This window comes from Embleya scabrispora DSM 41855 (genome assembly GCF_000372745.1).
In the GTDB taxonomy this organism is placed as follows: Bacteria; Actinomycetota; Actinomycetes; order Streptomycetales; family Streptomycetaceae; genus Embleya; species Embleya scabrispora.
In genome coordinates this window covers 87273-113374 of record NZ_KB889574.1, presented here as the reverse complement: position 1 = coordinate 113374, position 26102 = coordinate 87273, and the positions used below count along the sequence as shown (strand labels likewise).

The 26102-nt window shown below is 72.1% G+C and carries 22 protein-coding genes and 3 tRNA genes; 21 read left to right on the top strand and 4 right to left on the bottom strand.

Features of this window, described 5'->3' with window-relative positions; all coding sequences use genetic code 11:
* The first annotated feature begins 92 nt into the window (after positions 1-92).
* Positions 93-1067 (top strand): sugar kinase, encoded by a 975-nt coding sequence (locus A3IC_RS0106600; RefSeq protein ID WP_026217951.1) that lies wholly within the window; start codon positions 93-95, stop codon positions 1065-1067.
* A gap of 59 nt (positions 1068-1126) precedes the next feature.
* Positions 1127-1507, top strand: coding sequence for a RidA family protein (locus A3IC_RS0106595; protein WP_020549267.1), 381 nt, complete (start codon positions 1127-1129; stop codon positions 1505-1507).
* A 19-nt stretch (positions 1508-1526) separates the two neighbouring features.
* Here A3IC_RS0106595 and A3IC_RS0106590 read toward each other — a convergent pair whose 3' ends face one another.
* Complete coding sequence (locus A3IC_RS0106590; protein ID WP_020549266.1) at positions 1527-1889, bottom strand: VOC family protein; 363 nt, start codon at positions 1887-1889, stop codon at positions 1527-1529.
* A gap of 151 nt (positions 1890-2040) precedes the next feature.
* On the bottom strand, positions 2041-2283 hold the full coding sequence (locus A3IC_RS0106585; protein WP_020549265.1) for a chaplin: 243 nt from the start codon (positions 2281-2283) through the stop codon (positions 2041-2043).
* Between the two features lie 458 nt (positions 2284-2741).
* On the opposite strand from A3IC_RS0106585, the gene A3IC_RS0106580 reads away from it, so the two are divergent.
* The 11 genes from A3IC_RS0106580 (at position 2742) to A3IC_RS0106530 (ending at position 17881) form a co-directional block, all read left to right on the top strand.
* Positions 2742-3593 (top strand): DUF4132 domain-containing protein, encoded by an 852-nt coding sequence (locus tag A3IC_RS0106580; RefSeq protein ID WP_026217950.1) that lies wholly within the window; start codon positions 2742-2744, stop codon positions 3591-3593.
* On the top strand, positions 3590-8476 hold the full coding sequence (locus A3IC_RS0106575) for a hypothetical protein (RefSeq protein WP_020549263.1): 4887 nt from the start codon (positions 3590-3592) through the stop codon (positions 8474-8476). Before A3IC_RS0106580 ends, A3IC_RS0106575 begins: the two co-directional genes overlap by 4 nt.
* Positions 8476-9636 (top strand): ATP-binding protein, encoded by a 1161-nt coding sequence (locus A3IC_RS0106570; RefSeq protein WP_020549262.1) that lies wholly within the window; start codon positions 8476-8478, stop codon positions 9634-9636. The genes A3IC_RS0106575 and A3IC_RS0106570 overlap by 1 nt, the downstream gene beginning before the upstream one ends.
* Before the next feature lie 4 nt (positions 9637-9640).
* Positions 9641-13459: a vWA domain-containing protein gene (locus A3IC_RS0106565; RefSeq protein ID WP_020549261.1), complete on the top strand. Its 3819-nt coding sequence runs from the start codon at positions 9641-9643 to the stop codon at positions 13457-13459.
* On the top strand, positions 13456-15282 hold the full coding sequence (locus A3IC_RS0106560) for an SWIM zinc finger family protein (protein ID WP_020549260.1): 1827 nt from the start codon (positions 13456-13458) through the stop codon (positions 15280-15282). The genes A3IC_RS0106565 and A3IC_RS0106560 overlap by 4 nt, the downstream gene beginning before the upstream one ends.
* 68 nt (positions 15283-15350) lie before the next feature.
* Positions 15351-15423 (top strand) — tRNA-Thr (locus tag A3IC_RS0106555).
* 45 nt (positions 15424-15468) lie between these two features.
* Positions 15469-15544, top strand: a tRNA-Met gene (locus A3IC_RS0106550).
* Positions 15545-15620: 76 nt separating this feature from the next.
* Positions 15621-15785, top strand: coding sequence for a 50S ribosomal protein L33 (gene rpmG / locus A3IC_RS0106545; RefSeq protein WP_004571794.1), 165 nt, complete (start codon positions 15621-15623; stop codon positions 15783-15785).
* 115 nt (positions 15786-15900) lie between these two features.
* Entirely contained in the window at positions 15901-16362 is a 462-nt protein-coding gene (locus tag A3IC_RS0106540) for a MaoC family dehydratase N-terminal domain-containing protein (protein WP_020549259.1), read from the top strand.
* Between the two features lie 2 nt (positions 16363-16364).
* Positions 16365-16793: a MaoC family dehydratase gene (locus A3IC_RS0106535; protein WP_026217947.1), complete on the top strand. Its 429-nt coding sequence runs from the start codon at positions 16365-16367 to the stop codon at positions 16791-16793.
* A 35-nt stretch (positions 16794-16828) separates the two neighbouring features.
* Positions 16829-17881 carry a UDP-N-acetylmuramate dehydrogenase gene (locus A3IC_RS0106530; RefSeq protein ID WP_020549257.1) on the top strand — a complete coding sequence of 351 codons (1053 nt, stop codon included), beginning with the start codon at positions 16829-16831 and terminating at the stop codon, positions 17879-17881.
* Between the two features lie 71 nt (positions 17882-17952).
* Here the strand turns inward: A3IC_RS0106530 and A3IC_RS52860 are convergent, their stop codons facing one another.
* Both A3IC_RS52860 and A3IC_RS0106520 read right to left on the bottom strand, forming a co-directional pair.
* On the bottom strand, positions 17953-19026 hold the full coding sequence (locus A3IC_RS52860) for an adenosine deaminase (protein WP_052173233.1): 1074 nt from the start codon (positions 19024-19026) through the stop codon (positions 17953-17955).
* Positions 19027-19183: 157 nt separating this feature from the next.
* A complete protein-coding gene (locus tag A3IC_RS0106520; RefSeq protein WP_026217946.1) occupies positions 19184-20425 on the bottom strand; it encodes a pyridoxal phosphate-dependent aminotransferase in 1242 nt (413 codons plus the stop codon).
* A 195-nt stretch (positions 20426-20620) separates the two neighbouring features.
* On the opposite strand from A3IC_RS0106520, the gene A3IC_RS0106515 reads away from it, so the two are divergent.
* The 8 genes from A3IC_RS0106515 to rplL all read left to right on the top strand — a co-directional run bounded on the left by A3IC_RS0106515 (position 20621) and on the right by rplL (position 25997).
* A tRNA-Trp gene (locus A3IC_RS0106515) sits at positions 20621-20693 on the top strand.
* 119 nt (positions 20694-20812) lie between these two features.
* Complete coding sequence (secE, locus tag A3IC_RS64340; protein WP_079026295.1) at positions 20813-21139, top strand: preprotein translocase subunit SecE; 327 nt, start codon at positions 20813-20815, stop codon at positions 21137-21139.
* Between the two features lie 80 nt (positions 21140-21219).
* Positions 21220-22065: a transcription termination/antitermination protein NusG gene (gene nusG, locus A3IC_RS0106505; RefSeq protein WP_205354287.1), complete on the top strand. Its 846-nt coding sequence runs from the start codon at positions 21220-21222 to the stop codon at positions 22063-22065.
* Positions 22066-22238: 173 nt separating this feature from the next.
* Positions 22239-22673: a 50S ribosomal protein L11 gene (gene rplK / locus A3IC_RS0106500; protein ID WP_020549250.1), complete on the top strand. Its 435-nt coding sequence runs from the start codon at positions 22239-22241 to the stop codon at positions 22671-22673.
* A 130-nt stretch (positions 22674-22803) separates the two neighbouring features.
* Entirely contained in the window at positions 22804-23520 is a 717-nt protein-coding gene (gene rplA / locus A3IC_RS0106495; RefSeq protein WP_020549249.1) for a 50S ribosomal protein L1, read from the top strand.
* 173 nt (positions 23521-23693) lie between these two features.
* Positions 23694-24644: an SCO4651 family lipoprotein gene (locus A3IC_RS0106490; protein ID WP_020549248.1), complete on the top strand. Its 951-nt coding sequence runs from the start codon at positions 23694-23696 to the stop codon at positions 24642-24644.
* Positions 24645-24959: 315 nt separating this feature from the next.
* Complete coding sequence (gene rplJ / locus A3IC_RS0106485; protein WP_020549247.1) at positions 24960-25523, top strand: 50S ribosomal protein L10; 564 nt, start codon at positions 24960-24962, stop codon at positions 25521-25523.
* A gap of 93 nt (positions 25524-25616) precedes the next feature.
* Positions 25617-25997, top strand: coding sequence for a 50S ribosomal protein L7/L12 (gene rplL, locus A3IC_RS0106480; RefSeq protein WP_020549246.1), 381 nt, complete (start codon positions 25617-25619; stop codon positions 25995-25997).
* The last annotated feature ends 105 nt before the right edge of the window (positions 25998-26102 follow it).

The following is a 26102-nucleotide window of genomic DNA, read 5'->3' as shown; positions in this document are numbered from 1 at the left end:
ACCGATCCGAACCGATCCGGGTCTACCCGGATCGACCCGGATCGACCCGGAATCCGATGCCACCGACGACGCGAATCTGGCGAGAGGACATCATGACCGCCGAACCCCGGGAAACCCCGGACGTGGTCACGCTCGGCGAGACCATGGTGCTGCTCACCGCGCCGCACATCGGCCCGCTGCGGCACGCCCGCACGCTCGACGTCGCCACCGGCGGGGCCGAGACCAACCTGGCGATCGGGATCACCCGCCTCGGCGGGCGGGCCGCCTGGATCGGTCGGGTCGGCGACGACGAGTTCGGCCGGCTCGTACTGGCCGTGCTCGGCGGCGAAGGGCTGGACACGCGCGGCGCGGTGGTCGACCCGGACGCGCCCACCGGGCTGATGGTCAAGGCCCGGCGGACCAGCGCGGCCACCGACGTGCGCTACTACCGTGCGGGCAGCGCCGGTTCCCGGCTCTGCCCCGAGGACGTGGACCCCGCGCTGGTGCGCTCCGCCCGCATCCTGCACATCACCGGCATCACGCCCGCGCTGTCGGCGACCGCGCGCGCGGCGGTGCGCGCGGCGGTGGCCGAGGCGAACGGGGCCGGCGTACCGGTCTCGCTCGACCTGAACTACCGGCAGGCGCTGTGGTCGGCCGAGCACGCGGCGACCGAACTGCGGGCGCTGGCCGCCGGTGCGGACATCCTGTTCGCCACCGAGGACGAGGCCCGCCTCGTGCTCAAGGCGCCGGCACACACCCCGGTGCTCGACCTCGCCCGCGATCTCGGCGCGCTCGGCCCCACCCAGGTGCTGCTCAAGCAGGGCTCGCGCGGCGCCGTCGCGATCGTCGAAGGCCGCGTGCACGAGGTGCCGCCGCACCGGGTCGACGCGGTCGACTCGGTGGGCGCGGGCGACGCGTTCGCCGCCGGCTATCTCGCCGAGCTGGTCGAGGGGGGATCGGTGGCGGCCCGGTTGGCCACCGCCGCCGCGGCCGGCGCGTTCGCGGTCACCGTGCCCGGCGACTGGGAGGGACTGCCCCGCCGGGACGAGCTGCGGCTGCTCCAACAGGACGACGCCGTCGCCCGCTGAACCATCGCCACACATACCGTCCACAACACCCGAGAACTCGATCGAGAAAGCGAACCACCATGGCCCACAAGGAAATTCGCACCGACGCCGCGCCCAAGCCCGGTGGCACGTACTCGCAGGGCATCGACGCCGGCGACTTCGTCTACACCGCGGGCATGGGCCCGATCGACCCGGCCACCGGGGCGACCGTCGGCGACGACGTGGCGACCCAGACCCGCCAGGTGTTGGACAACCTCAAGGCCGTGCTGGCCGAGGCCGGCCTGGACTTCAGCCATGTGGTGAAGGTGACCACGCACCTGGAGCACCTCAAGCGCGACTTCGCCGGCTACGACGAGGTCTACCGCGAGTACTTCACCGCGCCCTACCCGGTGCGCACGACGGTCGGCTCGGACCTGATGAACATCCTGGTCGAGATCGACGTGGTGGCCCGCCGCCCGTGACGTCGGCGGGAGCACGCGGTCACAGCGGCTGGAGGAATTCCAGCCGGTTGCCCACCGCGTCCTGCGCGTAGCACCGACGATGCCCGGGGAACTCGCCGTCGGGGACGACCTCGGTGCCGTTCGCGGTGAGCCGGGCGATCACCTCGTCCAGGTCACCGACCAGGATGCCGGGATGCGCCTTGCGCGCGGGCCGGAAGTCGGCCTCGACGCCGAGGTGGATCTCCAGTGTGCCGGCGCGCACCCACAGGCCGCCGCGCGCGGCCGACACCGGCGGCTTGGCGACCTCGGTCATGCCCAGGACGCCGAGGTAGAAGGCACGGCACGCGTCCTCGCTGCCGGCCGGGATGGCCAGTTGTACGTGGTGCAGGGCGAAGGATGTCATGCGCGCATCCCTACCCCGCCGCCGCGCCGGCGCCGACCCCGGTCCGGGCCCGGGCGCCGGGTTCGACAGGACCCGCCGTTCGGCACGGCACACATGGCACGGCCCCGTTCGATGCGTGGAAGAACGCACCGAGCGGGGCCGAGGTGTTTTCTCAGCGGGCGTTGATGCAGGTGTTGCCGAACGCCGGGTTGATCGCCGCGAAGAAGTTGACGGTGTTGCCGCACAGGTTGATGGGGATGTGAATCGGAACCTGGATGTTGTTGCCGGAGAGCACGCCGGGGGAGTCGACGGCCGCGCCATCCGCGTCGGAGCTGGCCATGGCGGGGCCCGCAGCGCCCGCGACAGCGGCGCCCACAGTGGCGGTCAGGACGGCGGCCTTGGCGATACGCGACATCTTGTGTCGGTCCTTTCGGTTCGTACAGGCCCACCCGCGGCGGGTGGGCCCTGCACAACGCGTCAAGGTGCCGTCGGATACGGCGACACGGCCGAACGATGGGTTGAACCGGTGGAATTACCCCGGATGGGCGGCGGCCCGCAGCCGCCGGGGGAAACCTCGCGGGCGGCCCGGGTGCGGTCCGCGGGCGCGGTCGCGCCCGGCGCCTCCGCCGCCGTCCCGCCACCGGCGCGGTGGCCGAACGTTGGTGCAACTGCCGCCGAGAGTTCGCCTGTCGGGCGCGATTTTCGGCCATCGCCCGCCGTTTCCCTCGGGGTTTCATCCTGCCGGGTGACGGCGCTGTCGGATTCGGCGGCTAACGTTCCCGCCAACCTGGTCACCGGCGCCGAGCGCCTTGTGCCGCTTGGCATTTGACGGGGTGTCACCGACATTCGCGGACAGCAGTGGAGGGAACGATCGTGGGATGGATTCCGGCGGGCGACTATGAGGTCGCCCTGCAGGACGGCAAGGTGGTGTGCCGCAATGCCAAGGGGCGGCAACTCAAGTCGGTGCCCGGAAAGCTCGGCGAGGACCCGGCAGTGGTGGGCCTGCGACAGCTCGTCGAGTGGCTGGAACGGCACGACCGCTCGTGCCTGGACGCGGTCGAGCGCTGGATGATCGGCTCGCTCCCGGTCCCGGTCGCGCTGCTCTCCCGAGTGTGGCCGGATCCCTCCTGGCAGCGGGTCCTGCGCGACCTGGTGGTCACTGCGGACGGTGCCGACGTGGCCGGATTCCTGCGCGGCGCGGACTCCGAGCGCGGCGTCGGCATCGTCGACCCCGACGGCGACACCGTCTACCTCGACGCACAGACCATCCGGATCCCGCACCCGGTGCTGCTGGCGGACCTGGAGGACCTGCGCGAGTTCGCCGTCGAACTGGGGGTCGAGCAGCGCGTGCAGCAGCTCTACCGCGAGGTGTGGCGCCGACCCGCGGACCTGGACGGCACCCGCAGCGGCGTCGAGGAGTTCGCCGGCGGGCGCTACGACCAGCTGCGCTTCCTGATCGGCCGGGCCACCCAGCTGGGTTACCAGGTGCGCGGCGGCCAGGCCGTGTGCGCGGTGCTGGACGGAGGCCGCGCGGTCGAGGCCCGGATGTGGCTGGGCGACTACGACGGCTACGAGTCGACCGAGACCGGCACGGTCACCTGGACCGAGGGCGGCAGCGCGCTGACCCTGGACCGGGTCCCGCCGGTGGCCTGGTCGGAAGGCATGCGCATGGGCGCCGCGCTGTACGCGGGCCGCACGATCGAGACCACGGAGGCCGCGGCATGAACAGCACCGGCATGAGCACCACCCCCGACACCTCGCGCGGCCTGCTGGACGCGGGCGGCATCCTCCCCGTCGGCACCCTGACCGGCGACGACATCGACACGCTCACCGTGCGCACCTACCTGCACCCCGTGTTCGAGGACCGCCCGATCGTGCGGCTGGTCCCGGCGACCCTGGGCGAGGCCGAGGACCTGGCGCTCGGCTTCCTGGGCCTGGCCCGCGAACCGGAGGCCCCCGAGGTCGGCCAGGTCCGCCGCGAGGCACTCGGCTTCCCGGCCTGGGCCCTGGTCAACGACCCGGCCAACGGACACCACGCGCTGGCCCTGGTCCGCGACATCGAGCGGCTGGACCGCCAGGCCAAGACCAAGCCGGGCGCGGCCAAGGACGGCTTCGGCGAACTGGCCGTGCGCCTGGGCCGGGCCGTACCGCACTTCCTGCCCACCTTCCACGAGCAGGCCGCGCGGATCTTCCTCAAGCACGACAACAAGACCTACGCGTCCGCCTTCTTCGGCAAGGCCCGCGAGGCCGAGCGGGTGCACAACCTGCCGATCGAGGAGGAGCGGCTGCGCGCGGTCTTCCTGGAGTTCGCCTTCGCCGGCGCGTTGACCGCCAAGGCGCTCAAGGAGCACGCCAAGGCGCTGGCCGCCCGACTGGGTCCCGCGCAGGCGTGGGTGCAGTTCCGCCAACTCGCGGTCGAGCGCTGCACCGCGGGCATGCCGCCGTACGCCGGACTGGCCGAGGACGCCCGCGCGCTGATCCGGGCGGCCGGCGGCGACGACACCGCCGAGGAGTTCGCGCTGCTGCGCGAACTGCTGGCCACGCCGGCGATCGGCCGCGCGCCGCTGTCCTTTTGGAAGGTCAACCGCAAGCCGCTGGCGACCCTGGCCGCCGCCGAGCCCGACACCCGAGCCCGCCTGCTGGAGATCCTGCCCACCCCCGGCGGCTCGACCCCGGACGCCGAACTCGACGACTTCTGGCTCGACCTGCTCGCCGAGGCCGGCGCGCTGGACCTGCTGGTCGACGGCGACCTCCCGGCCGGCGCCCGCGCGCAGTGGCTCACCCGCTGGGCCGCGCACTGCCGACGCGGCTGGCGGTACAGCCCGCGCAGCGAGCGCACCGCGAACCAGGTCGTGCGGATGGCCGCCGCGCTGCGGGCCGAGGCCGTACCGGTCAGCCTGTTCAGCGGCAACGGGTGGCACGCCGGCGTGGACGTCGACCTGCTCGATGTGGCGCTGACCGAGGGCATACCGCTGACCGACCCGGACCCCAAGGGCTCGTTCGATCTCAACGAGTGGTGGAGCGACCAGGCCGCGGGCCGTCGCGAGCTGGCCGCGATCGCCGCCGACGAGCGCCATCTCCCGCTGCTGTACCGGGCGATCGGCAACCTCAAGAGCACCCGCCACGCAGCCACCGCCGCGCATCCCGTGCTGCGCGGAGTACTCGCGAACTGGCTGACCGAGCAGGGTACCAAGGTCACCGCCGCGGCCGGGCTGCCCGACGCCGAGCGCGAGTTCAAGGTGCTCAACGAGTTCCGCGAGGTGGTCCTGGAGGTCACCCCGGACGTGGTGACCCGGGTCCGCGCGTTCGACGCGGTCGCGCTGCTGGCCGACACGCTGCGCGCCGGCGTCTACGACGAACTGGGCTGGTCCGCGCTGGACGAGGCGGTCGAACGCTTCGGCCGCAAGGGCGAGATCCGGCTCGACGAGGCATGGCCCGCGCTGGTGCTCTCCACCGACAAGCGCGCCGTCGTGGTCGGTCCCGAAGGCATCCTGCTCGAACACGAGCTGCGCCTGCCCAAGGAACGCGTCTCGTGGCAGCGCCCCGCCTTCCGTTACGTGGACGGACAACTCCTGGTCGCCTGGTACAACAAGGAATACGACTGGGAGGGGTACTGGTCCGGGCGCCCGAACGAGATCTTCCCGGTGACCGGCGAAAGCCCCAACAGCAACTCGGATGTCAATTCGACGTTCTCCCTCGCGCTGCCCGACGGCGGCCGCACCACCGGCGGTCGTCCGCTGTACGCCGGCGACACCAAGCTGCCGCCGCGCCGGGGCGTGCTCACCGACGGCACCACGCACTGGTCGCTCGACTCCGACCGCAGCGACCGCAAGTGGACCGAGTACGACCCGGCCACCGGGATTCACGGCCGGGCCTCGCTGCCCGCTCCGTTCGCCGCCGCAGTCGCCGACGGCGGCGCGCTCGTACCCGACCGGTGCGAGCTGCTGCCGCTGCTGCCCGGCCTGGAGCAGAGCCCGTTCGGCACCGACGGCAAGCTGCTGGGCCGCTGGGTCCGGATCGACGGCGACACGATCACCGCGGGTTCGGTGGCCGGGCACACCGTGAGTGCTCCCGTGCGCACCCGGCGACACTGGGACCGGATGCCGCTGGAGGTGCCGATCGGCGCACTGCGTTTGCCCGGCGGCGCGGCTCCCACCGCCGTGTTGGAGAACGGCAACGTGTCGCTGTGGGCCGGCGACGTGCTGCTGGGCCACTGCGTGGGCGACAAGGGCGGCGTCGATCTGGCCCTGGGCAGCCGGATCGTCCCGCCGCTCGCGTTCTGGCACGCACTGCGACCGCGCGACGAGGCCGGCTCGTTGGCGCTGCGCGCGATCACCCACGAGCGGGCCGCCGAACTGGTCACCGAGGTGCACGCGGACCACGAGCGCGCGATGGCCGAGTACACGATCGCCAAGAAGTCCTCCGACAAGGCGGTCCGCCCGGACACGCTGCGGATCGACCCGGTGCGCCGGCTGCTGCCCGAACTGGGCCACGCCGGCCTGGTGCGCTGCGTTGCCGGGCTGGCCCGGGACACCGCCCGAATGGTGCGGCGCCTGCGCGACTTCGGCACGGTCACCGTCAAGGAGCAGAAGGCCCGCGTGGTGCCCACCGGCCCCGCCCACGGCCAGGACGCCGAACTGAACGGGGCGCTCGCCGGGATCGCGGGCACCAGCCGATACAGCTACTACGGTACGGGCACGGCCACGTGGAACACGGTGAACCACATCACCGCGGTGGCCGCGGCCCTGGCCCGTACCGACGGCCCGGCCGAGTGGACCACCGAGCCCGATCGGCTCGCCGCATCACACCTCTCCTGGCACGAACTGCTCGACCACCGGGCCGCGATGCTCGCCCGCGCACTGTCCCCGTTCACCTCCGAGGAGCACCGCGCGTCACTGCTGGTGGCGCTGGAGGCGCTCGCCGCCGGGCCGCTGGGCAGGCCCGCCGGGACACTGCGCAAGGTCGTCCTGTGCGAGCCGAGCGCCAAGAAGGGCAAGGACCGCAAGCGCCAGGGCCGGACCATGCGGCGCGGCGACCGTACGGTGTTCATCCTGGACAGCAAGTACCACTACGGCGACAGGGACCACTGGATCGCGCTCGACCACGACCCCTCGGGACGGTTCGAGGCGATCGACGGCTTCACCACGCACGAGGAACACCGCTACGTCGAACCGATGTCCCCCGAGCGGGTCGCCGCCGTGGTGCACGGGGTCCGCGCGAACGGACCCGTCCCGTGGCGGCCGGAGGCGGTGCCGACCCTGGTCGAGGGCACCGGCCTGGGCCGCGCCGAGGCGAGCGTGCTGCTGGCCGGCCTGATCGCGGGCGATTTGGACAAGGACCAGCGGGCCGTACTCGGGCTCAAGGCCGCGGAGGCGAGCAACGCCCGCGAGCAGTTGGACCGGCTCGACGGCACCGCGCGGGCCGGCGTCCTGGGCGCGCTGATTCCCGAGCGAGCCGAGGATGTCCCCGGCCTGTGGACGACGGGTCACGACCTCGCGGCCGGCTGCCGGGCGTGGGACGCCGCGTTCGGCCGGGTGCTGCGGTTGCCCGAGGAGGTCGCGGCGGACGCCCGGGGCATCTCCTCCGCCGCGTTCGAGAACGTGCTCACGCCGGAATCGCGCAAGTGGATCACCGGCACCTCCACCCACACGATGGACAAGAAGGACGGCCGGCTGCGCGCCTCCGACGCCGAGGCGGTGCCCAGCGGCAACGTCCTGCACGTCACCGTGTCCGCGCTCGCGTGGCTCGCCTACCGACTGCCCTACGGCGACCCGCTGCGCGCACATCTGCCGCACGTGCTCGGCCTGCTGCGCACCCGGCTGGCCGATCCGGGCCTGGTGTTCGACCTGGACATCGAGTACTCGGAGAGCGGCTCCACCGCCACCCGACTGCGCGAGGCGGTCGGACTGCCCGCCACCGGCGGCGCGGACCCGGACGGCGTGCTGCGGATCGAGGACCGCTTCTGGCTCCGGCCCTGGTACGGCGAGAGCGAGTTCGCCGAGGTCCGGCCCGCCGGCTTCACCGGCGCCGACGACCCGTGGTTCGACCGGCTGATCGCGCTCCGCGGCGCCGCGAACTCGACCCACCTGAAGTCCTTCCGCCGGATCCTGGACCCGGCCTTCGAGGAACTCCTGCGCGCCGACGGCCCGCCCGGCATCCAGCAGGACCCGGCGTACGCGGTGCCCGACCTGGTCGCCGAGGTGGCCAAGGCGCACGGCATCGGCGAGGACGCGGCGGTTCTCTACCTCCAGTTGCTCGCCCTGCCGGACCCCACGGACCGTCAGGTCGCCCGCTGGACCGGCTGGAAGCCCGCACGGCTGAAGAAGGCCCGCACCGAACTCGCGGGCACCGACTTGGTCGTCGAGGCCAAGCGCTCGCGCGCCGGTCGCACGCTGTTCCTGCCCGGCGGCTGGAGCGCGCTGAAGAACCCGGCGCTGCCCCTGGAGACCTGGAAGGAAGGGCTGTACGCGCAGCCCGAGCACTCCGCGATCGTGCCCGACTGCCCGGTACCCGAACTCTTCCGCCGAGCCTGGCAACGCGTCCTGGACGGCGATGCGCCAGGCTTCGAACAACTCGTCACCCGCACCCCCCGGAAGGGCCGCCGCTGATGGCAACCGCAACCGAACCCGCCGCGAGCGCGCGCCAGGTACAACCCCCCGAGGACCTGTACGCGCGGGAACTCGCCTTCCTGGCCGCCTACGACCGCGGCCCGCGGCCGCCGGCCTGGCGGCTGACCCCGCGCGCGGTGGTCACCTTCGTGATGGGCAGCGGTGACGAACTCAAGCTGCCCGAACCGGTCGACGGCCTGCCGCGCACGCTGACCATCGGCGCCAAGTTCGTCGGCGAACGTGCCCTGGTCGAACGCTGCGTGGTCACCCTCGCCGGCGAACGCGGCCTGCTCCTGGTCGGCGAACCCGGCACCGCCAAGTCGATGTTGTCCGAACTGCTGGCCGCCGCCGTGTGCGGCACCAGCGGGCTCACCGTGCAGGGCACCGCCGGCACCACCGAGGACCAGCTCAAGTACGGCTGGAACTACGCACTGCTGCTCGCCCAGGGCCCCAGCCGGGGCGCCTTGGTGCCCTCGCCGGTGCTCACCGCGATGACCACCGGCGCGGTGGCCCGGATCGAAGAGGTCACCCGCTGCCTGCCCGAGGTGCAGGACGCGCTGGTCTCGCTGCTGTCCGAGCGCCGGATCGCCGTTCCGGAACTGGCGGGCGGCACCGACGCACAGGTGCACGCCGTGCCCGGCTTCACCCTGATCGCCACCGCGAACCTGCGCGACCGGGGCGTCTCGGAGATGTCCGCCGCACTCAAGCGCCGGTTCAACTTCGAGACCGTCGGCCCGATCGGCGACCACGACGCGGAGATCGCGCTGGTCCGCCGTCAGGCCAGGGCCGCGGTGGAACGCACCGGGACCGCCTATGCCGTCGACGACACGGTCCTGGAGGTGCTGGTCACCGCGTTCCGCGACCTGCGCACCGGCCGCTCGGCCGAGGGCTGGGAGATCGAGCGCCCCTCCACCGTGCTGAGCACCGCCGAGGCGGTCTCGGTGGCCTCCTCGCTCGCGCTGGCCGCGGCCTACTTCCCGGGCGACCGGGACGTGCTGAGCCTGCTGCCGGGACACCTGCTCGGCGTCGCGAAGAAGGACGACCCGGCCGACGCCGCCCGGCTCCTGTCCTACTGGGACGCGGCGGTACGCCGCCGGGCGGAACACGGCTCGGCCACCTGGCGCACCCTGTGGGACCTGCGCGGAGTCCTGGAGGGCTGACGAGGTGTCGACCATACGTACGGACGGGCCCATCGACGAGGCCCGTCCGGCCGCCGCGCGCCTGGCCGCGTCCCGGCAGCCGTACCTGATCGGCGTGCGCCACCACGCCCCATCGCTCGCCGCCGCGGTTCCGACCCTGCTGGACGCGGCCCGCCCCGACGTGCTCCTCGTCGAACTGCCGCACGAGGCCGCGCCCTGGCTGCAATGGCTCGCACACGAGGACACCCGCGCGCCGATCGCCCTGGCCGGCACCGGTCCGGGCGGGCTCGGCTTCTACCCGTTCGCCGACTTCTCGCCGGAGTTGGCCGCACTGCGCTGGGCCGCGCGAAACGGCGTCCCGGCGATCCCGTGCGACCTGCCGCTGGGCCACCCCGGATGGGATCGCAGCGACCGCGCGGCCGAGGGGGACACCGACGGCGACGGGAAGGACGCGGTGGCCGGCGTGGGCGGGCTGCACGCCGCGTTGCGCGACCGGCTCACCGGCCGGCCCGGCGACGACCTGTGGGACCGGCTGGTCGAGGCCACCGCACCCGGCTCCGCCGCCGAGGCGATCCGCCGGGCCGCGCTCACCGTCGGCTGGGCCCTGCGCCGCGACGCGGGCACCGTGGACCCGGTCGACCTGCGCCGCGAGGCGTGGATGCGCGCCACGCTGCACGAGGCGACCGCCGACGGTGCGCGCGCCGCGGTCGTGCTCGGCGCATTCCACGCGCCGGCCCTGCTCGACCAGGACACCACCGCACCGGCCGCCGAGATCGCCGACGTCACGATGTCGCTGATCCCGTACACCTACCCGCTCCTGGACGCGCGCTCCGGCTATCCGGCCGGCATCCGCGACCCCGAGTGGCAGCAGTGCGTCCTGGAATCCGGCGGCGACCCGGCCGCGCTGCACGAGGCGCTGATCGCCGCGGCCGTGCGGATCTGCACCGACCTGCGCGGCCAGGGCCATCCCAGCGGACCGGCCGACGCCCGCGAGATCGTCCGGCTCGCGGGCGACCTGGCCAACCTGCGCGGACTGCCCGCCGCGGGCCGCGGCGAACTGCTCGAAGCGGTACAGACCGTGCTCACCCACGGCGAGCCGCTGGGCCGGGGCCGATCGGTGGCCCGCGCGCTCGAACGTGTCCTGGTCGGCAAGCGAGCGGGCCGCCCCGCACCGGCCGCACCACGCAGCGGCCTGGGCCCCGAGGTGGAGCGCCGGATCGCCGAACTCGGCCTGCCCGGCCCCGCCGACCCGGCCGAGCGCGATCTGCGCCTGGACCCGCTGCGCAGCGACCTGGACCGGCGCCGCGAACTGCTCCTGCAACAACTGACCACCTGTCGGATCCCGTACGCCGAACCAGTCGCGGTGGTCGGCGCGGGCGGCGCGGACGCGGTCACCACTCGCTGGCGGGTGCGCTGGACCCCGTCCGTGGCGGCCCTGTCGGACGCGGCCGGTACCCGGGGGGTGACCCCGGAACAGGCCGCCGAGGGCACCCTGCGCGCGCAGCACCGAGCCGAACTCGACGAGGGCGGCCCCACCGCGGAACAGATCCTCACCGGCCTGGAACGCGCCGCGGCGTGCGGCCTGACCGAACTCACCGCCACCAGGATGGCCGAGACCGGCACCACCTTGCCGACCATCGCCACCCTCCCGAACCTGCTCACCGCACTGACCCTGACCGACCGCATCCACGCGGGCCACCTGGGCATCGCCCCCGGGACCACACCCGGCCCGACCACCCCGCAGGCGGCCGCCCCCGCCTCGGCCGGCACCACACCGGCCCTCGACCCGAAGTCGGACGCACGTTCCGCCACCGACCCGGCCGCCACCGACCCGGCCGCCCCCACGGCGGCCCTCGACCCGAAGTCGGCCACGTCTCCCGGCGCCGGCGAGGACGTCACCCAGACCCTGCTCACCGCGGCCGTTCGCCACCTCGACGGCCTGACCGGATCCGACGACCCGGCCGACGCCCGCGCCCTGGCCGATCTGGCGGAGCGCGCCGACATGTTCGGCGGGATCCGGCTGAACACGGGATTGGCCCGGCTGGCCGCCGACGGCTCGCCGCTGATGTCCGCCGCAGCCGGTGCGGTCCGGGTCCTGCTCGGCCACGAGGACGCGGCCGGCCTCGGCGACCGGATCGGCTCGTGGATCGACACCGCGACCACCCCGCCCGCCCGGGCCGACCTGACCCGCCGGCTCACCGGACTGCTCACCGCGGCCGGCCCGCTCCTGCAGACCGGCGGCCCGGTCCTGGCGGCGCTGCTGAACCGCGTCGACACCCTCGCCGACCGCCCGTTCCTGGACCGGCTGCCGGCCCTGCGCGGCGGCTTCGACACCCTCAGCCCCGCTGCCCGCGACCGCGTCCTCGACGCGGTGGCCGACCACCTGGGCGACCGGGTGGACACCGACGCCGACCCGATCGACCTGGCCCGCTGGACCACCGCCGACCTGACCGCCCGAGAAGCCCTCACCCACCGCGGCCTCCTGCCCCCGCCCGACCCGACCGCCGCCGGCACCAAAACCGCGCCCGACCCGGAAGCCGAACCCGCCCAGGGAACCGAGCCCGTCGCGGAAGCCACCTCCGCCACGGACATCACCCCCCTCGGCAGGCCGTGCGGCCCCATCGCCTCGCCCGACGCGGAAATCCCGCAGCCTCCGAACCCCACGGAACGGGTGGTCGGGCGGGCACAAATCCCACCCGAGCAAACCGCGACCGCGACCGCGGCCGCACTCCCCACTCACGACCTCCCAACCACCCACCGCTGGAAGCTGATCCTCGGCCGCCGCTCCGACCACCTCCAGGGCAACGCCCGCAAAATGGCCACCGCGCTCGACGAGCTCTACGGCACCGGCCGCGGCGAAGGCTCCCGCGGCGACCTCGGCGACGGCAACGGCGGCGGCCGGGAGGCCCCTTACCCCGGCGTCCGGGAATGGTCCGAGGACCTGATCGCCCTCTTCGGCTCCGACATCCGCGAGGAGGTCCTGGCCGCCGCCGCGGCAGCCGGCCGTACCGACGTCCTCACCCACCTCGACCCCGCCGCGGCCCGTCCCTCGGTGGACCTGCTCAAGACCGTACTGGCCCACGCCGGCGGCCTCCCCGAGGCCAAACTCGCGCTGCTGCGCCCGCTGATCGCCCGGATCGTCGCCGAACTCAGCCGCGAACTCGCCACCCGGCTGCGGCCCGCGCTCACCGGCATCACCACCCCACGCCCCACCCGCCGCCCCGGCGGCGCGCTCGACCTGCCGCGCACCCTGCGCGCCAACCTCACCACCGCCCGCCGGACCGCGGAGGGCACCGTGGTCGTGGTCCCGGAGCGGCCGATCTTCCGTACCCGGTCCAGCCGCAGCAACGATTGGCGACTGATCCTGGTCGTGGACGTGTCCGGCTCGATGGAGGCGTCGACCATCTGGTCCGCGCTCACCGCATCGATCCTGGCCGGAGTCCCTTCGCTGAGCACCCACTTCCTGGCCTTCTCCACCGAGGTGATCGACCTCACCGAGCACGTGCACGACCCGCTCGGCCTGCTTCTGGAGGTCAAGGTCGGCGGCGGCACGCACATCGCCGCCGGGCTGCGTGCCGCCCGCGAACTGGTCACCGTGCCCTCGCGCACGCTGATCACCGTGATCAGCGACTTCGAGGAGGGCTACCCCCTGGGCGGCCTGCTCTCCGAGGTACGCACGCTGGCCTCCTCCGGCTGCCACGTCCTGGGCTGCGCGAGCCTGGACGACGCGGGCCGCCCGCGCTACTCCGCCGCCGTCGCCGGCAGCCTCGTCGCCGCCGGCATGCCGGTCGCCGCCCTGAGCCCCACCGAACTGGCCCGCTGGGTCGGAGAGAAGGTCCGATGAGCACGCAGGGCCTGCCACCCGTCGCGCCGGACGTCACCGCCGACATCATCGAGGCGCTCACCCCGCGCCTGCGCAAACGCCTGGACGCGGCGATCGCCAAACTCGCCGCGTGCCCGATCGCACGCGACGGCGACACCGTACGGATCACCGTCGGCGAGGACGCCGAACTGACCCTGTCCATCCCGACCGGATCGGTCACCCGCGTCGAAGACCTGCGCTGCTCGTGCCTGCTCGCACCGGCCTGCGTACACCGCGCCGCAGCCGCCGCCTCGGCCCCGGTCGCCGACGGCGCACCCGAACCCGCACCGGATACCTCGAACGCCCCCGACACCCCGGACACTTCCACCGAGACCCCCGACCCCGGCACAACCGCGGGACAAGCCGGAGCCACCGAACCCACCGCCGCCGAACGCGCCGCCGCCGACGCGTTGTGGACCGCCGGCGCCGCCATCGTGGACGCCGGCGTCGACACCGCCGGCGCCGTCCTCCAGGCCGGCCTGCTGCGCGCCGCACACACCGCGCGCCTGGCCGGGCTGCACCGCGCGTCCGCCGCCGCCGTCGCGGTGGCCACCGGCCTGCGCGCCGCCCGGTCCGGCGACCCCGCGTACCGACTCGCCGAACTGGTCGCCGCGCTGCGCGAACTGCTCGACGTGGCACACGCCCTGCGTACCTCGACGGGGGAGTCGGCGCAGGTCCTCGACGGGCTGCGCGGCACCTCCCGCCGGGCCTACGCACCGGCCGGCTCGTTGCGGCTGTACGGGCTGTTCACCGAACCCGTGCTGACCGCCCGGGGCTTCGCGGGCGCGGTGACCACCACCGTCGACCCGACCGGCACCCTGCGCACCATCGGCGACGTCGCCCCCGGTGGCGCCGACCGGGCGGTCGGCGCCGCGACCCGCGCGATCCGGGTCGGCGACACCTCCATCGACCCGGCCGCGCTCACCCGCGCCGGCCTGGTCGTCTCCGGCGCCACCGCGTCCGCGGGCGGCCGGCTCGGCGCCGGCCAGGGGGTGCGCGCCGCCCGGGCGAGCGGGGCGGCCTGGACCGAGGAGCCGCTCCGCGCCCTGTGGGACGTCCCGCCGGCCACCCAGGTCGACCGCGTCGTCGGCCACCGCGACCTGCCCACGGACGACCGCCCCGCGGGCGTCGACCTGCTCTTCCTCGACGTCACCGTGCTCGGCCCGACCCCCGGCGCCCGGGACCGGGTCCGCGCCGTCTGCGCCGGACTGGACGTGCACCTGCTCGTCGCGCACGCCGATCCGGCCTTCGCCTACCGCGACAACCTGCGTCTGCTCGCGACCTGCCCGGGCCTGCGATTGCGGCTGATCGGCCGCCTCGAACCCGGCGCCGATCGGGCGATCCGGGTGCTCGCGGTCGGCATCCCGCCGGGCGAGGGCCCCACACTGCGGCTGGCCGAGGACCGACTGGGCCGCGTCGACCTGGGCCTGGACCGCCTGCACCGCGCCGACCTCCCGGACGCCGCCGCGATCCCCGTCGCGACCGTCGCGGCCGAGGAACTCCCGGCCGGCCCGCTGTACCTGATGCACCGTCACGTAGAGCGAGCGATCAGCGGCGGTCGGCCGGTGCTCGCGCTGGCCGGTTCCACCGCCGCCGACACCGCCCGGCTGCGCCGGGTCGGCCTGGCCACGGGAGCCGGCCTGGTCGAGCGCCTCACGCACGTCGCGGCGGGCCGCGAACGGGATGTTTTCGGGCGTCTTCGCGCGGGCGACAACGACCTTTTGTCCGCTGCGTGGCTGGCCGCGGCCGTCTACGCGCAAACCGTGGAAGGGGCTCTGACCAGGGCTGTCTGGTCCGCCGAGTAGTCGAGCCGAGGGCGTTGCGCCAATCGATTTCCGATCGGTGACAGGCAGCGTGTATGGTTTTCCTGCTCGCCCCAATAGCTCAGTCGGTAGAGCGTCTCCATGGTAAGGAGAAGGTCTACGGTTCGATTCCGTATTGGGGCTCAGACGATGGGATCCCCGCCTGGCAGCAGGCGGGGGCCTCGTCGAGGCGGCGTAGCTCAGACGGTAGAGCAAGCGGCTCATAATCGCTGTGTCACCGGTTCAAGTCCGGTCGCCGCTACCAAGCGAGCCGATTCGGGGGAGACTCCGCATCGGCTGCTTCTGCTGTATTCACCCCTGACCGCAAGGAAGGCACTCCAGTGGCTGCCACCGACGTCCGCCCGAAGATCACGCTGGCCTGCGTGGAGTGCAAGGAGCGGAACTACATCACCAAGAAGAACCGGCGCAACGACCCGGACCGTCTTGAGATGAAGAAGCACTGCCCCCGCTGCAACGCGCACACCGCGCACCGCGAAACCCGCTAGGCGATTCGCACCACGACACCGACGAGGCCACTCCCCACCAGGGGGGTGGCCTCGTTGTCGTATTCTCCGCAGCGTTGCCCGCACCGGCCCGCCATCCACCAGGGAGAACCGCTTCATGCCGCTGGACGCGAAGTTCATCGGGCGGACGTATCCGCCCACCGAGCCGTACGAGGTGGGTCGGGAGAAGATCCGCGAGTTCGCCGCCGCGATCGGTGACCCCGATCCCGCGTACAACGACCCCGAGGCGGCCAAGGCGCTCGGGCACCCGGACGTGATCGCGCCGCCGACGTTCGCGATCGTGGTCACCATGCGCGCCGCGGACCAGGTCGTCCACGACCCCGAGCTCGGTCTGGACTACTCGCGCGTCGTACACGGCGACCAGAAGTTCACCTACACGCGCCCGGTCCGCGCGGGCGACCGGCTGACCGTGGTGACCACCGTGGACAACATCAAGTCCCTCGCGGGCAACGACATCCTCACCACGCGCGCCGAGGTGACCACCGTGGAGGGCGAGCACATCGTCACCGCGCTCTCGTCCCTGGTGGCCCGCGCCGCGGCCGACGACTCGGAGGCATGATCATGACCGCCAAGATCTCCTTCGACGACGTCGCGGTCGGTACCGAACTGCCCGCCCGCAGCTTCCCGGTCACCCGGGAGACCCTGGTCCGCTACGCGGGCGCCTCGGGCGACTTCAACCCGATCCACTGGAACGGTCGGTTCGCCGCCGAGGTCGGCCTGCCGGACGTGATCGCGCACGGCATGTTCACCATGGCCGAGGCCGCGCGGGTGGTCACCGACTGGCTCGGCGACCCGGGAGCCCTGATCGAGTTCGGCGTGCGCTTCACCAAGCCGGTCGCGGTTCCGGACACCGTCGAGGGGGCGACCATCGAGGTCACCGGCAAGGTCGCGGTGCTTCTGGACGACCGCCGGGCCCGGGTGGACCTGCTGGTCACCTCCGGCGGCGCCAAGGTCCTGGGCGTGCCCAGGGCCGTCGTCCAGTTGGCCTGAGTCCCGCACCCGTCGGGTGATGCGAGAATCCAACGGTGCAGCCTGAAACCGACGCGCCTCTCGCCTCCCTGACCACCCTCCGCCTCGGCGGCCCGGCTCGTCGGCTCCACACGGCCACGACCACCGACGCGGTGCTCGCGACCGTTCGCGCCGCCGACGAGCAGGGCACCCCGTTGCTCGTGCTCGGCGGCGGCAGCAACCTGGTCGTCGGCGACGACGGCTTCCCGGGCGACGTGCTGCGGATCGCCACCACCGGGCTGCGCGTGGACGGCACCGACGTGAGCGTCGACGCCGGCGTGCCGTGGGACGACGTGGTCACCGCCGCCGTCGCCGCGGGCCTGTCCGGCATCGAATGCCTCGCCGGCATCCCGGGCAGCGCCGGCGCGACCCCGGTGCAGAACGTCGGGGCCTACGGCCAGGAGGTCGCCGAGACGATCACCTCGGTCGAGGTCTACGACCGGACCGAGCGCGGCGTGCGCACGCTGACCGCCGCCGAGTGCCGCTTCACCTACCGACACAGCGTCTTCAAGGGCGACGACCGCTTCGTGGTGCTGCGCGTGTGCTTTCGCCTGCGCGACGACGCGGGCCGCTCGGCACCGATCCGGTACGCCGAACTGGCACGCACGCTCGGCGTCGAGCCGGGCGAACGGGTCCCGGTCGCGGCCGCCCGCACCGCGGTGCTCGGCCTGCGGCGCGGCAAGGGCATGGTGCTGGATCCGGGCGACCACGACACCTGGAGCGCGGGCTCCTTCTTCACCAACCCGATCCTCACCCACGACGCCTTCGCCGAGCTGAGCGCGCGGACCGCGCGGCATCTGGGTCCCGACGTCACCCCGCCGAGCTACCCGTCCGGCGCCGACCACGTGAAGACCTCCGCGGCGTGGCTGATCGAACGGGCCGGCTTCGCCAAGGGCTACGGGCAGGGCCGGGCGCGCATCTCCACCAAGCACACGCTGGCCCTGACCAATCGCGGCCAGGCCAGCACCGAGGACCTGCTCACCCTGGCCCGCGAGGTCCGCGACGGCGTCCACGACACGTTCGGCGTAACCCTGATCAACGAACCGGTCCTGATCAACGCCAAACTCTGACCCGAAGCGCCCGGCCCGGGCCCGGGGGCCCGATCCGCCCACCAGTGCCCGAAACCCGCGGCCCGGTCACCTCAGGCAACGGGCGGGCGGGCCGGAACCAAACCCGCCTCAACCGAAGCGCCGGGTGACGTCAACCACCCGTCCACCCCGTCCAGCAGTGCCCGCTGCACAGGCGCAGGCGCCACCGAGCCCAGGATCGACTGCCGGGCAAGCTCGGCCAGCTCCGTATCGTCGAAACCGTGTTCGTCCCTGGCCAGCTCGTACTGCGCGGCCAGCCGGGAGCCGAACAACAACGGGTCGTCGGCGCCGAGCGCGATCGGCACCCCCGCCTCGAACAACTTCCGCAGCGGCACGTCCGCCGCCTTGTCGTAGACACCGAGCGCGACGTTGGACGCCGGGCACACCTCGCACACGATCCGCCGCCGCGCGAGCAGCGCCATCAATTCGGGATCCTCCACCACCCGGATCCCGTGCCCGAGCCGGCGCGCGCCCAACACGTCCACGCATTCGCGGATGCTGCGCGGCCCGTCCAACTCGCCGCCGTGCGGGTTCGCGAACAGCCCGGCGTGTCGGGCGATCTCGAAGGCCCGCTCGAACGCGGGCGCCCGACCCCGCCGCTCGTCGTTGGACAGCCCGAAGCCGACCACGCCGCGATCGGTGTACTGGGCGGCGAGCCGGGCCAGCGTGCGCGCCTCCAGCTGGTGCTTGGTGCGATTCGCCGCGATCACCACCGCGATCCCGATCCCGGTCGCCTTCCGAGCGGCCTCCACCGCGTCCAGCACGATCTCGACCGCCGGCGTCAACCCGCCCAGGCGAGGTGCGTACGAGGTCGGATCCACCTGGATCTCCAGCCAGCCCGAGCCCTCGGCCCGGTCGTCCTCCGCCGCCTCGCGGACCAGCCGATGCATGTCGTCCGGGGTGCGCACACACGAGCGGGCGATGTCGTACAACCGCTGGAACCGGAACCAGCCCCGCTCGTCGGTGGCCCGCAATCGTGGTGGTCGACCCGAGGTCAGCGAGTCGGGCAGTCGCACACCGTGCAGATCCGCCAGTTCCAACAGGGTTTCCGACCGCATGGATCCCGTGAAGTGCAGGTGGAGATGAGCCTTCGGGAGGGCGCGGACATCGCGTGCGGGACGATCCATCCACAGATCATGGACCACCGGGCCCGCGCACGTGAGGGGTACCGCGGATGATCCCCTGAAGGTGAGCCGAAACTTCGGGGGCCGGCACGTGAACGACCCCGCCGGCGCGCCGGGGCCGCCGCACGGTCACCCGTACGACGGCCCGGATCCGGGTCGACTACTTCGCCTCGCCCAACAGCCGGGCGATCCGGTCGACCCCCTCGACCAGATCCTCGTCGCCGAGCGCGTAGGACAGCCGCAGGTAGCCCTGGGTGCCGAAGGCCTCGCCCGGCACCACGGCCACCTCGACCTCGTCCAGGATCAGGTTCGCCAACTCGGCCGAGGTCGCCGGACGCACCCCCCGGATCTCCTTGCCCAGCACCCCCTTGACCGACGGGTAGACGTAGAACGCGCCCTTGGGCTCGGGGCACCGCACCCCCGGGATCTCGTTCAGCATCCGCACGATCGTGCGCCGGCGACGGTCGAAGGCCACCTTCATCGTGTCCACCGCGGCCAGATCGCCGGTCAGCGCGGTGAGCGCGGCGGCCTGGGCGACGTTGCACACGTTCGAGGTGGCATGGGACTGGAGGTTCGCGGCGGCCTTGATCACGTCCCGGGGACCGATGATCCAGCCGACCCGCCAGCCGGTCATCGCGTACGTCTTGGCGACCCCGTTGACGATCACGCAGCGGTCCGCCAGCTCCGGCACCACCACCGGCATCGACACGAATTCGGTGTCGTCGTAGACCAGGTGCTCGTAGATCTCGTCGGTCAGCACCCACAGCCCGTGCTCGACCGCCCAGCGCCCGATCGCCTCGGTCTGCTCCCGCGAGTACACCGCGCCGGTCGGGTTCGACGGCGAGACGAACACCAGCACCTTGGTGCGCTCGGTGCGCGCCGCCTCCAGCTGCTCGACGGACACCAGGTAGTCGGTGCCCTCGTCGGCGACCACGTCCACCGGGACGCCGCCCGCGAGCTTGATCGACTCCGGGTAGGTGGTCCAGTACGGCGCCGGTACGAGCACCTCGTCGCCCGGGTCCAGGATGGCCGCGAACGCCTCGTAGATCGCCTGCTTGCCACCGTTGGTCACCAGCACCTGGGCCGGGTCCACCGCCAGGCCCGAGTCGCGCAGGGTCTTGGCGACGATCGCGGCCTTCAGCTCGGGCAGCCCGCCGGCCGGTGTGTAGCGGTGGAACCTCGGCTCGCGACAGGCCGCCGCCGCCGCGTCCACGATGTAGTCGGGCGTGGGGAAGTCCGGCTCGCCGGCGCCGAAGCCGACCACGGGGCGACCGGCGGCCTTGAGCGCCTTGGCCTTGGCGTCGACCGCGAGCGTCGCGGACTCGGCGATGGCACCGACGCGGGCCGAGATCCGGCGCTTCGACGCGGGCACGGACGGGGAACTGGGGGTGGGAGCCGTCATGCCGGCCATGGTCCCATTCCACCCCGGCGCGGGCACGTCGCCGCGGAGCCGAAGCGCCTACCCACGCGGCACGGGTTCGACCTGACGCACTCGACCCCGTACACTCGACGCTTGGCGGTCCCAACCTGCATCCTGCCGCGCCCGAAAATCTTGTGTTCTCGGGTCGGCGACTCCGCTAGGTTGATGACCACGTGAAGGGCACTAGCTCAATTGGCAGAGCACCGGTCTCCAAAACCGGGGGTTGGGGGTTCAAGTCCCTCGTGCCCTGCGATGTGCGACCGCGGTCGATCCCCGGATCGATCGTGACTCGTACGCAGTCAGCGCAAACTGTCGGCGCCGACAACCCCGTCGGTGATCCACGGTCGGACCGGATCAGGTGAGGACGAGTTGACGGAGGCCCACGGCTCCACGGCTACGCCTGAGCACAGCAGCTCTGATGGCCGCGGCTCCGACGACGAGCCCCCCGGCGGTCGCCGGGCGAATCGCCCGAAGGGTTCTTCGGGCAAGCCGGAGCAGAAAAAGAAGAACCTGTTCGCGCGGGCGGCTCTTTTCTACCGGCAAATCATCGCCGAGCTGCGTAAGGTTGTTTGGCCGACCCGTAACGAGCTGAGCACGTACACCACGGTGGTCATCGTGTTCTGTCTGATGATCATCGGAATCGTCTACGGACTCGACCTCGGCTTCGCGAAGGCCGCGCTCGCCATCTTCGGCTGAGCCCCACCCTTTCGTAGCGCGCCTGCAACGACCGTTCGACCCCCAGCCAGGAAGAAGCACCCAACGTGTCTGACCCGAACCTGTCCGCCGACAACTCCGCCGACGAGACGGTGGCCCTGTCGGAGCAGGCGGAGGCCGCAGCTCTCGAGGACGCAGCTCTCGAGGCTGCAACTCACGAGGACGTGGCCGAGGCCTCGCCCGTCTCCACCGATGACGAAGTGGAAGACGCCGAGGCCGCCGAGGACGACGCCGAGGGCGCGGACGACGACGAGTTCGAGGACGACGACGCCGAGGCCGGCGACGACGCCGAACTCGAGGACGTCCCCGAAAGCGACCCGGCCGAGGACTTCAAGGACGCGCTCCGCCGCGCCCCGGGCGAGTGGTACGTCATCCACTCCTACGCGGGTTACGAGAACCGTGTGAAGGCCAACCTCGAGTCCCGCACCACCTCGCTCAACATGGAGGACTACATCTTCCAGGTCGAGGTGCCGCAGGAAGAGGTCGTCGAGATCAAGAACGGCCAGCGCAAGACCGTCAAGCGCAACAAGTTCCCCGGCTACGTGCTGGTCCGGATGGACCTGACGAACGAGTCGTGGGGCGCCGTCCGGAACACCCCCGGGGTCACCGGCTTCGTCGGCAACGCGCACGAGCCCTTCCCGCTCACCCTCGACGAGGTCGTCAAGATCCTCGCTCCCGAGGAGGAGAAGGCGACCGGCGCCGGCGGCGGCGCCAAGAGCACGACCGAGGTCAAGGTGCTCGACTTCGAGGTCGGCGACTCGGTCACCGTCATCGACGGCCCCTTCGCGACGCTGCAGGCGACGATCAACGAGATCAACGCCGACTCGCAGAAGGTCAAGGGCCTGGTGGAGATCTTCGGGCGCGAGACGCCGGTCGAGCTCTCGTTCAACCAGATCCAGAAGAACTGATACTTCCCCCAGGTGGGACCCCGTTTCGCCGGGGTCGCATCCGGGTGGTGGACAAGGCGCCCTCACAACGGTGGTTATCGTTGAGTGGGCGCCGCACCGCGTGGCGGGCCCGAACACGTCCGCGCTCCGCGTGGTGATCGGGACGTACATCTCGTCGAAGGACCCGGAAAAAAATGCCTCCCAAGAAGAAGAAGCTGTCAGCGATCATCAAGCTGCAGATCAAGGCCGGCGCAGCCACGCCGGCCCCGCCGGTCGGTCCCGCTCTGGGCCAGCACGGCGTCAACATCATGGAGTTCTGCAAGGCGTACAACGCGGCGACCGAGTCGCAGCGTGGCGACATCGTCCCGGTGGAGATCTCGGTCTACGAAGACCGTTCCTTCACCTTCGTGACGAAGACGCCGCCGGCCGCGCGCCTGATCCTCAAGGCCGCCGGTGTCGAGAAGGGCTCGGGCGAGCCGCACAAGACCAAGGTCGCCAAGGTCACCCGCGAGCAGATCCGCGGCATCGCGCAGACCAAGATGGCCGACCTGAACGCCAACGACATCGACGCCGCGGAGAAGATCATCTCCGGCACCGCGCGTTCGATGGGCATCACGGTCGAGGGCTGATCGAGCCCCGCAGTCCGGCAGTACCAGAACCGACGCGAGGAAGTGCGCGCAAGCCCACGACCTCGCGGAGTGGAAGGGTCCGCGCGACCCGCTCCCACCACAACTCCTTTCGGAATTCCAGGAGCTTTCAGTGAAGCGCAGCAAGTCCTACCGCGAGGCCGACACCAAGATCGACCACGAGCGGCTCTACTCGCCGCTCGAGGCCGTTCGACTGGCCAAGGAAACCTCGCCCACCAAGTTCGCCGGCACCGTCGAGGTGGCCATGCGCCTGGGTGTCGACCCGCGCAAGGCCGACCAGATGGTCCGCAGCACCGTCATCCTCCCGCACGGCACCGGCAAGACCGCCCGGGTCCTGGTCTTCGCGACCGGTGACCGTGCCGAGGCTGCCAAGGCTGCCGGCGCCGACATCGTCGGTTCCGACGAGCTCATCGACGAGGTCGCCAAGGGTCGGCTCGACTTCGACGCCGTCGTCGCCACCCCGGACCTGATGGGCAAGGTCGGCCGCCTGGGCCGCGTGCTCGGCCCGCGTGGCCTCATGCCCAACCCGAAGACCGGCACGGTCACGCCCGACGTGGCGAAGGCCGTGAACGAGATCAAGGGCGGCAAGATCGAGTTCCGCGTCGACAAGCACTCGAACCTGCACTTCATCATCGGCAAGACGACGTTCGACGACACCCAGCTCGTCGAGAACTACGCCGCCGCCCTCGAAGAGGTGCTCCGCGCGAAGCCGTCGGCCGCCAAGGGTCGCTACATCAAGAAGGTCGGCGTCTCGACCACGATGGGCCCCGGCATCCAGGTCGACCCGAACCGCACCCGCAACCTCCTGGTGGAGGAAGAGGCGGTCTGATCCGCCCCGCACGCGAACGAGGCCCGGCACACCGCACGGTGTGCCGGGCCTCGGCACGTCCGGACACCCACCACGCCCGGGCGAAGGGGAGGGAGAAACCTCCTGACGCGCGGTACGGCCGTCGGTAGGGTCGCCACGATCGTCGATCGACGACATGCCACGGGGAGAGCGTTATGCGTACGCGAGCACACCGGACCCACCTCACCGCCGCCGTCACCGCGGCCCTGCTCGCGCTCGGCGGACTGACCGCGTGCGGCGACGACGGCGAGAGCACGCCGAAGAAGGGCGCTGGAGGGGCCAAGAGCGCCGCGGGCGCCTTCCTGGACGACGTGGAGAAGGCCACCGCCCAGAAGCAGTCGGTGCAGTTCTCCGGCACCACCTCGATCCCCGGCCTCGCCTCGGGCGGGCAGTCCCCGGGTGGACAGTCCCCGAACCCGCAACTTCCGGCAGGCGCCCGGATGCCCGGCGGCGGAAAATTCGAGGGCCGGATGTCGTGGGCGGGCGGCACCAACCTCAGCGAGGTCACCATGGGCGAGCTGAAGTGTGTGACGACCAAGGACGCCGCCTACATCAACATGAAGACGCCCATGATGGGCGGCAAGTCCTGGATGAAGTCGGGCACCGCGGGAATGGCCGGGCGCGACGCGATGGGCAAGCTCATGGCCGACGTGATCGCGACCGGGAATCCGGCCAAGAGCGTGGCGCTGCTGCTCCAGGCGGGTGACCTCAAGGAGGTCGGCACCGAGGACCGCGCAGGTGTCCGCACCCGGCACTTCGCCGGCACCATCGAATTCGGCAAGCTGATCGCGGACATCGACGCCAACCTCACCGAGGCGGATATCGAGACCCTGCGGCAGCAGCAGGCGGCGCTGGGCGTGACGACCGAGAAGATCGACGTGTGGATCGGCCCGGACAAGCTGGTCACCCACGTGGAGAACCACACCCAGAGCAACCAGGGGCCGATGGTCTTCGCGGGTGACTACACGAACTGGGGCGCGAAGTTCGACATCGCGCCGCCGCCGGCCGACCAGGTCTTCGACATGAGCGACCTCACCAAGGGCCTGCCGAGCATGCCCGGCATGCCGTCGATGCCCGGGATGCCGTCGCTGCCGGTCCCCCGGTAACCGATTTGCTCCGAACGAGTGCCGTCGCGTACCTTGGCACCAAGCCAAAGACCGTCGGTCGTTGTCGTCGTGCCGTAAGGCAGGGTCGGCAAACGAAGGTTCCGCATCGCGGACGACCTGCGCAGGTGTGAACGTGAGACGTTGCCCCCGAAGCACGCGGATTCCGCGTGATTCGAGGATGTACGCCCCGTGCGCCTGCGCCGGGGCGTTTTTCGTATGTGGACCCCTTCCGCCCTGCGGACCGGCGTATTCATCCGGCACACGGTCGACCGCCACGGTCGATCGGCAATCGCATCGCGGAAGGAGGCCAGCCCTATGGCGAGGCCCGACAAGGCGGCCGCGGTCGCCGAGCTCACGGAGCAGTTCCGTGACTCGAACGCCGCAGTGCTGACCGAGTACCGCGGGCTCACCGTCGCGCAGCTCAAGGAGCTGCGTCGTTCGCTCGGTGAGAACGCGCAGTACGCCGTGGTGAAGAACACGCTGACCAAGATCGCCGCCAACGAGGCGGGCATCGATCAGCTGGACGACCTCTTCGAGGGCCCGTCCGCGATCGCGTTCGTCACGGGTGACCCCGTGGAGGCCGCGAAGAGCCTGCGTGACTTCGCCAAGGCGAACCCCCTTCTCGTCATCAAGGGCGGCGTCCTTGAGGGCAAGGCGCTCAGCGCCGACGAGATCAAGAAGCTCGCGGACCTCGAAACCCGTGAGGTGCTGCTCGCCAAGCTGGCGGGTGCCATGAAGGGATCCATGGCCAAGGCCGCGGCGACCTTCCAGGCTCCGCTCTCGCAGTTCGTCCGCACCGCGGACGCGCTTCGGGCGAAGGCCGAGCAGGGCGGTGCCGGCGAGCCGGCTCCCGCCGCCGAGGCCGAGACCGCCGAGTAGTTCGGCAGTCGCGACCGACGTCGCCGGGGGCAGCGCCCCCGCCCATCCACACCACCCGGCACCCGCCGAATTGATCAGGAAGGACCGCCGATCATGGCGCTCACCCACGAAGAGCTCATCGAAGAGTTCAAGGCCATGCCCCTCATCCAGCTCGCGGACTTCGTGAAGCTGTTCGAGGACACCTTCGACGTCAAGGCTGCCGCTCCGGTCGCCGTCGCGGGCCCCGCCGGCACGGGCGCCGTCGCCGAGGTCGTCGAGGAGCAGGACGAGTTCGACGTCATCCTCACGGGTGCCGGCGACAAGAAGATCCAGGTCATCAAGGAGGTGCGCGCGCTCACGAGCCTCGGTCTGAAGGAGGCCAAGGACCTCGTGGACTCCGCCCCCAAGGCGCTCCTGGAGAAGGTCTCGAAGGAGGCCGCCGAGAAGGCGAAGGCTGCCCTCGAAGGCGCCGGCGCCTCGGTCGAGGTCAAGTAATTCGACGCCGCCCTCCGGGTGGCATCACCGAAGGCGACCGCCCGTCAGGGCGGTCGCCTTCGGGCTTTTCCGGAGCGGTTCACGGACCGCCCGCCGGCGCCGGGC

Bases quoted from the DNA above. Each gene is read 5' to 3' on its own strand.
- A3IC_RS0106600 (WP_026217951.1), top strand. From the start codon at position 93: ATGACCGCCGAACCCCGGGAAACCCCGGACGTGGTCACGCTCGGCGAG.
- A3IC_RS0106595 (WP_020549267.1), top strand. From the start codon at position 1,127: ATGGCCCACAAGGAAATTCGCACCGACGCCGCGCCCAAGCCCGGTGGC.
- A3IC_RS0106590 (WP_020549266.1), bottom strand. From the start codon at position 1,889: ATGACATCCTTCGCCCTGCACCACGTACAACTGGCCATCCCGGCCGGC.
- A3IC_RS0106585 (WP_020549265.1), bottom strand. From the start codon at position 2,283: ATGTCGCGTATCGCCAAGGCCGCCGTCCTGACCGCCACTGTGGGCGCC.
- A3IC_RS0106575 (WP_020549263.1), top strand. From the start codon at position 3,590: ATGAACAGCACCGGCATGAGCACCACCCCCGACACCTCGCGCGGCCTG.
- A3IC_RS0106570 (WP_020549262.1), top strand. From the start codon at position 8,476: ATGGCAACCGCAACCGAACCCGCCGCGAGCGCGCGCCAGGTACAACCC.
- A3IC_RS0106560 (WP_020549260.1), top strand. From the start codon at position 13,456: ATGAGCACGCAGGGCCTGCCACCCGTCGCGCCGGACGTCACCGCCGAC.
- A3IC_RS0106540 (WP_020549259.1), top strand. From the start codon at position 15,901: ATGCCGCTGGACGCGAAGTTCATCGGGCGGACGTATCCGCCCACCGAG.
- A3IC_RS0106535 (WP_026217947.1), top strand. From the start codon at position 16,365: ATGACCGCCAAGATCTCCTTCGACGACGTCGCGGTCGGTACCGAACTG.
- A3IC_RS52860 (WP_052173233.1), bottom strand. From the start codon at position 19,026: ATGGATCGTCCCGCACGCGATGTCCGCGCCCTCCCGAAGGCTCATCTC.
- A3IC_RS0106520 (WP_026217946.1), bottom strand. From the start codon at position 20,425: ATGACGGCTCCCACCCCCAGTTCCCCGTCCGTGCCCGCGTCGAAGCGC.
- rplK (WP_020549250.1), top strand. From the start codon at position 22,239: ATGCCTCCCAAGAAGAAGAAGCTGTCAGCGATCATCAAGCTGCAGATC.
- A3IC_RS0106490 (WP_020549248.1), top strand. From the start codon at position 23,694: ATGCGTACGCGAGCACACCGGACCCACCTCACCGCCGCCGTCACCGCG.
- rplJ (WP_020549247.1), top strand. From the start codon at position 24,960: ATGGCGAGGCCCGACAAGGCGGCCGCGGTCGCCGAGCTCACGGAGCAG.
- rplL (WP_020549246.1), top strand. From the start codon at position 25,617: ATGGCGCTCACCCACGAAGAGCTCATCGAAGAGTTCAAGGCCATGCCC.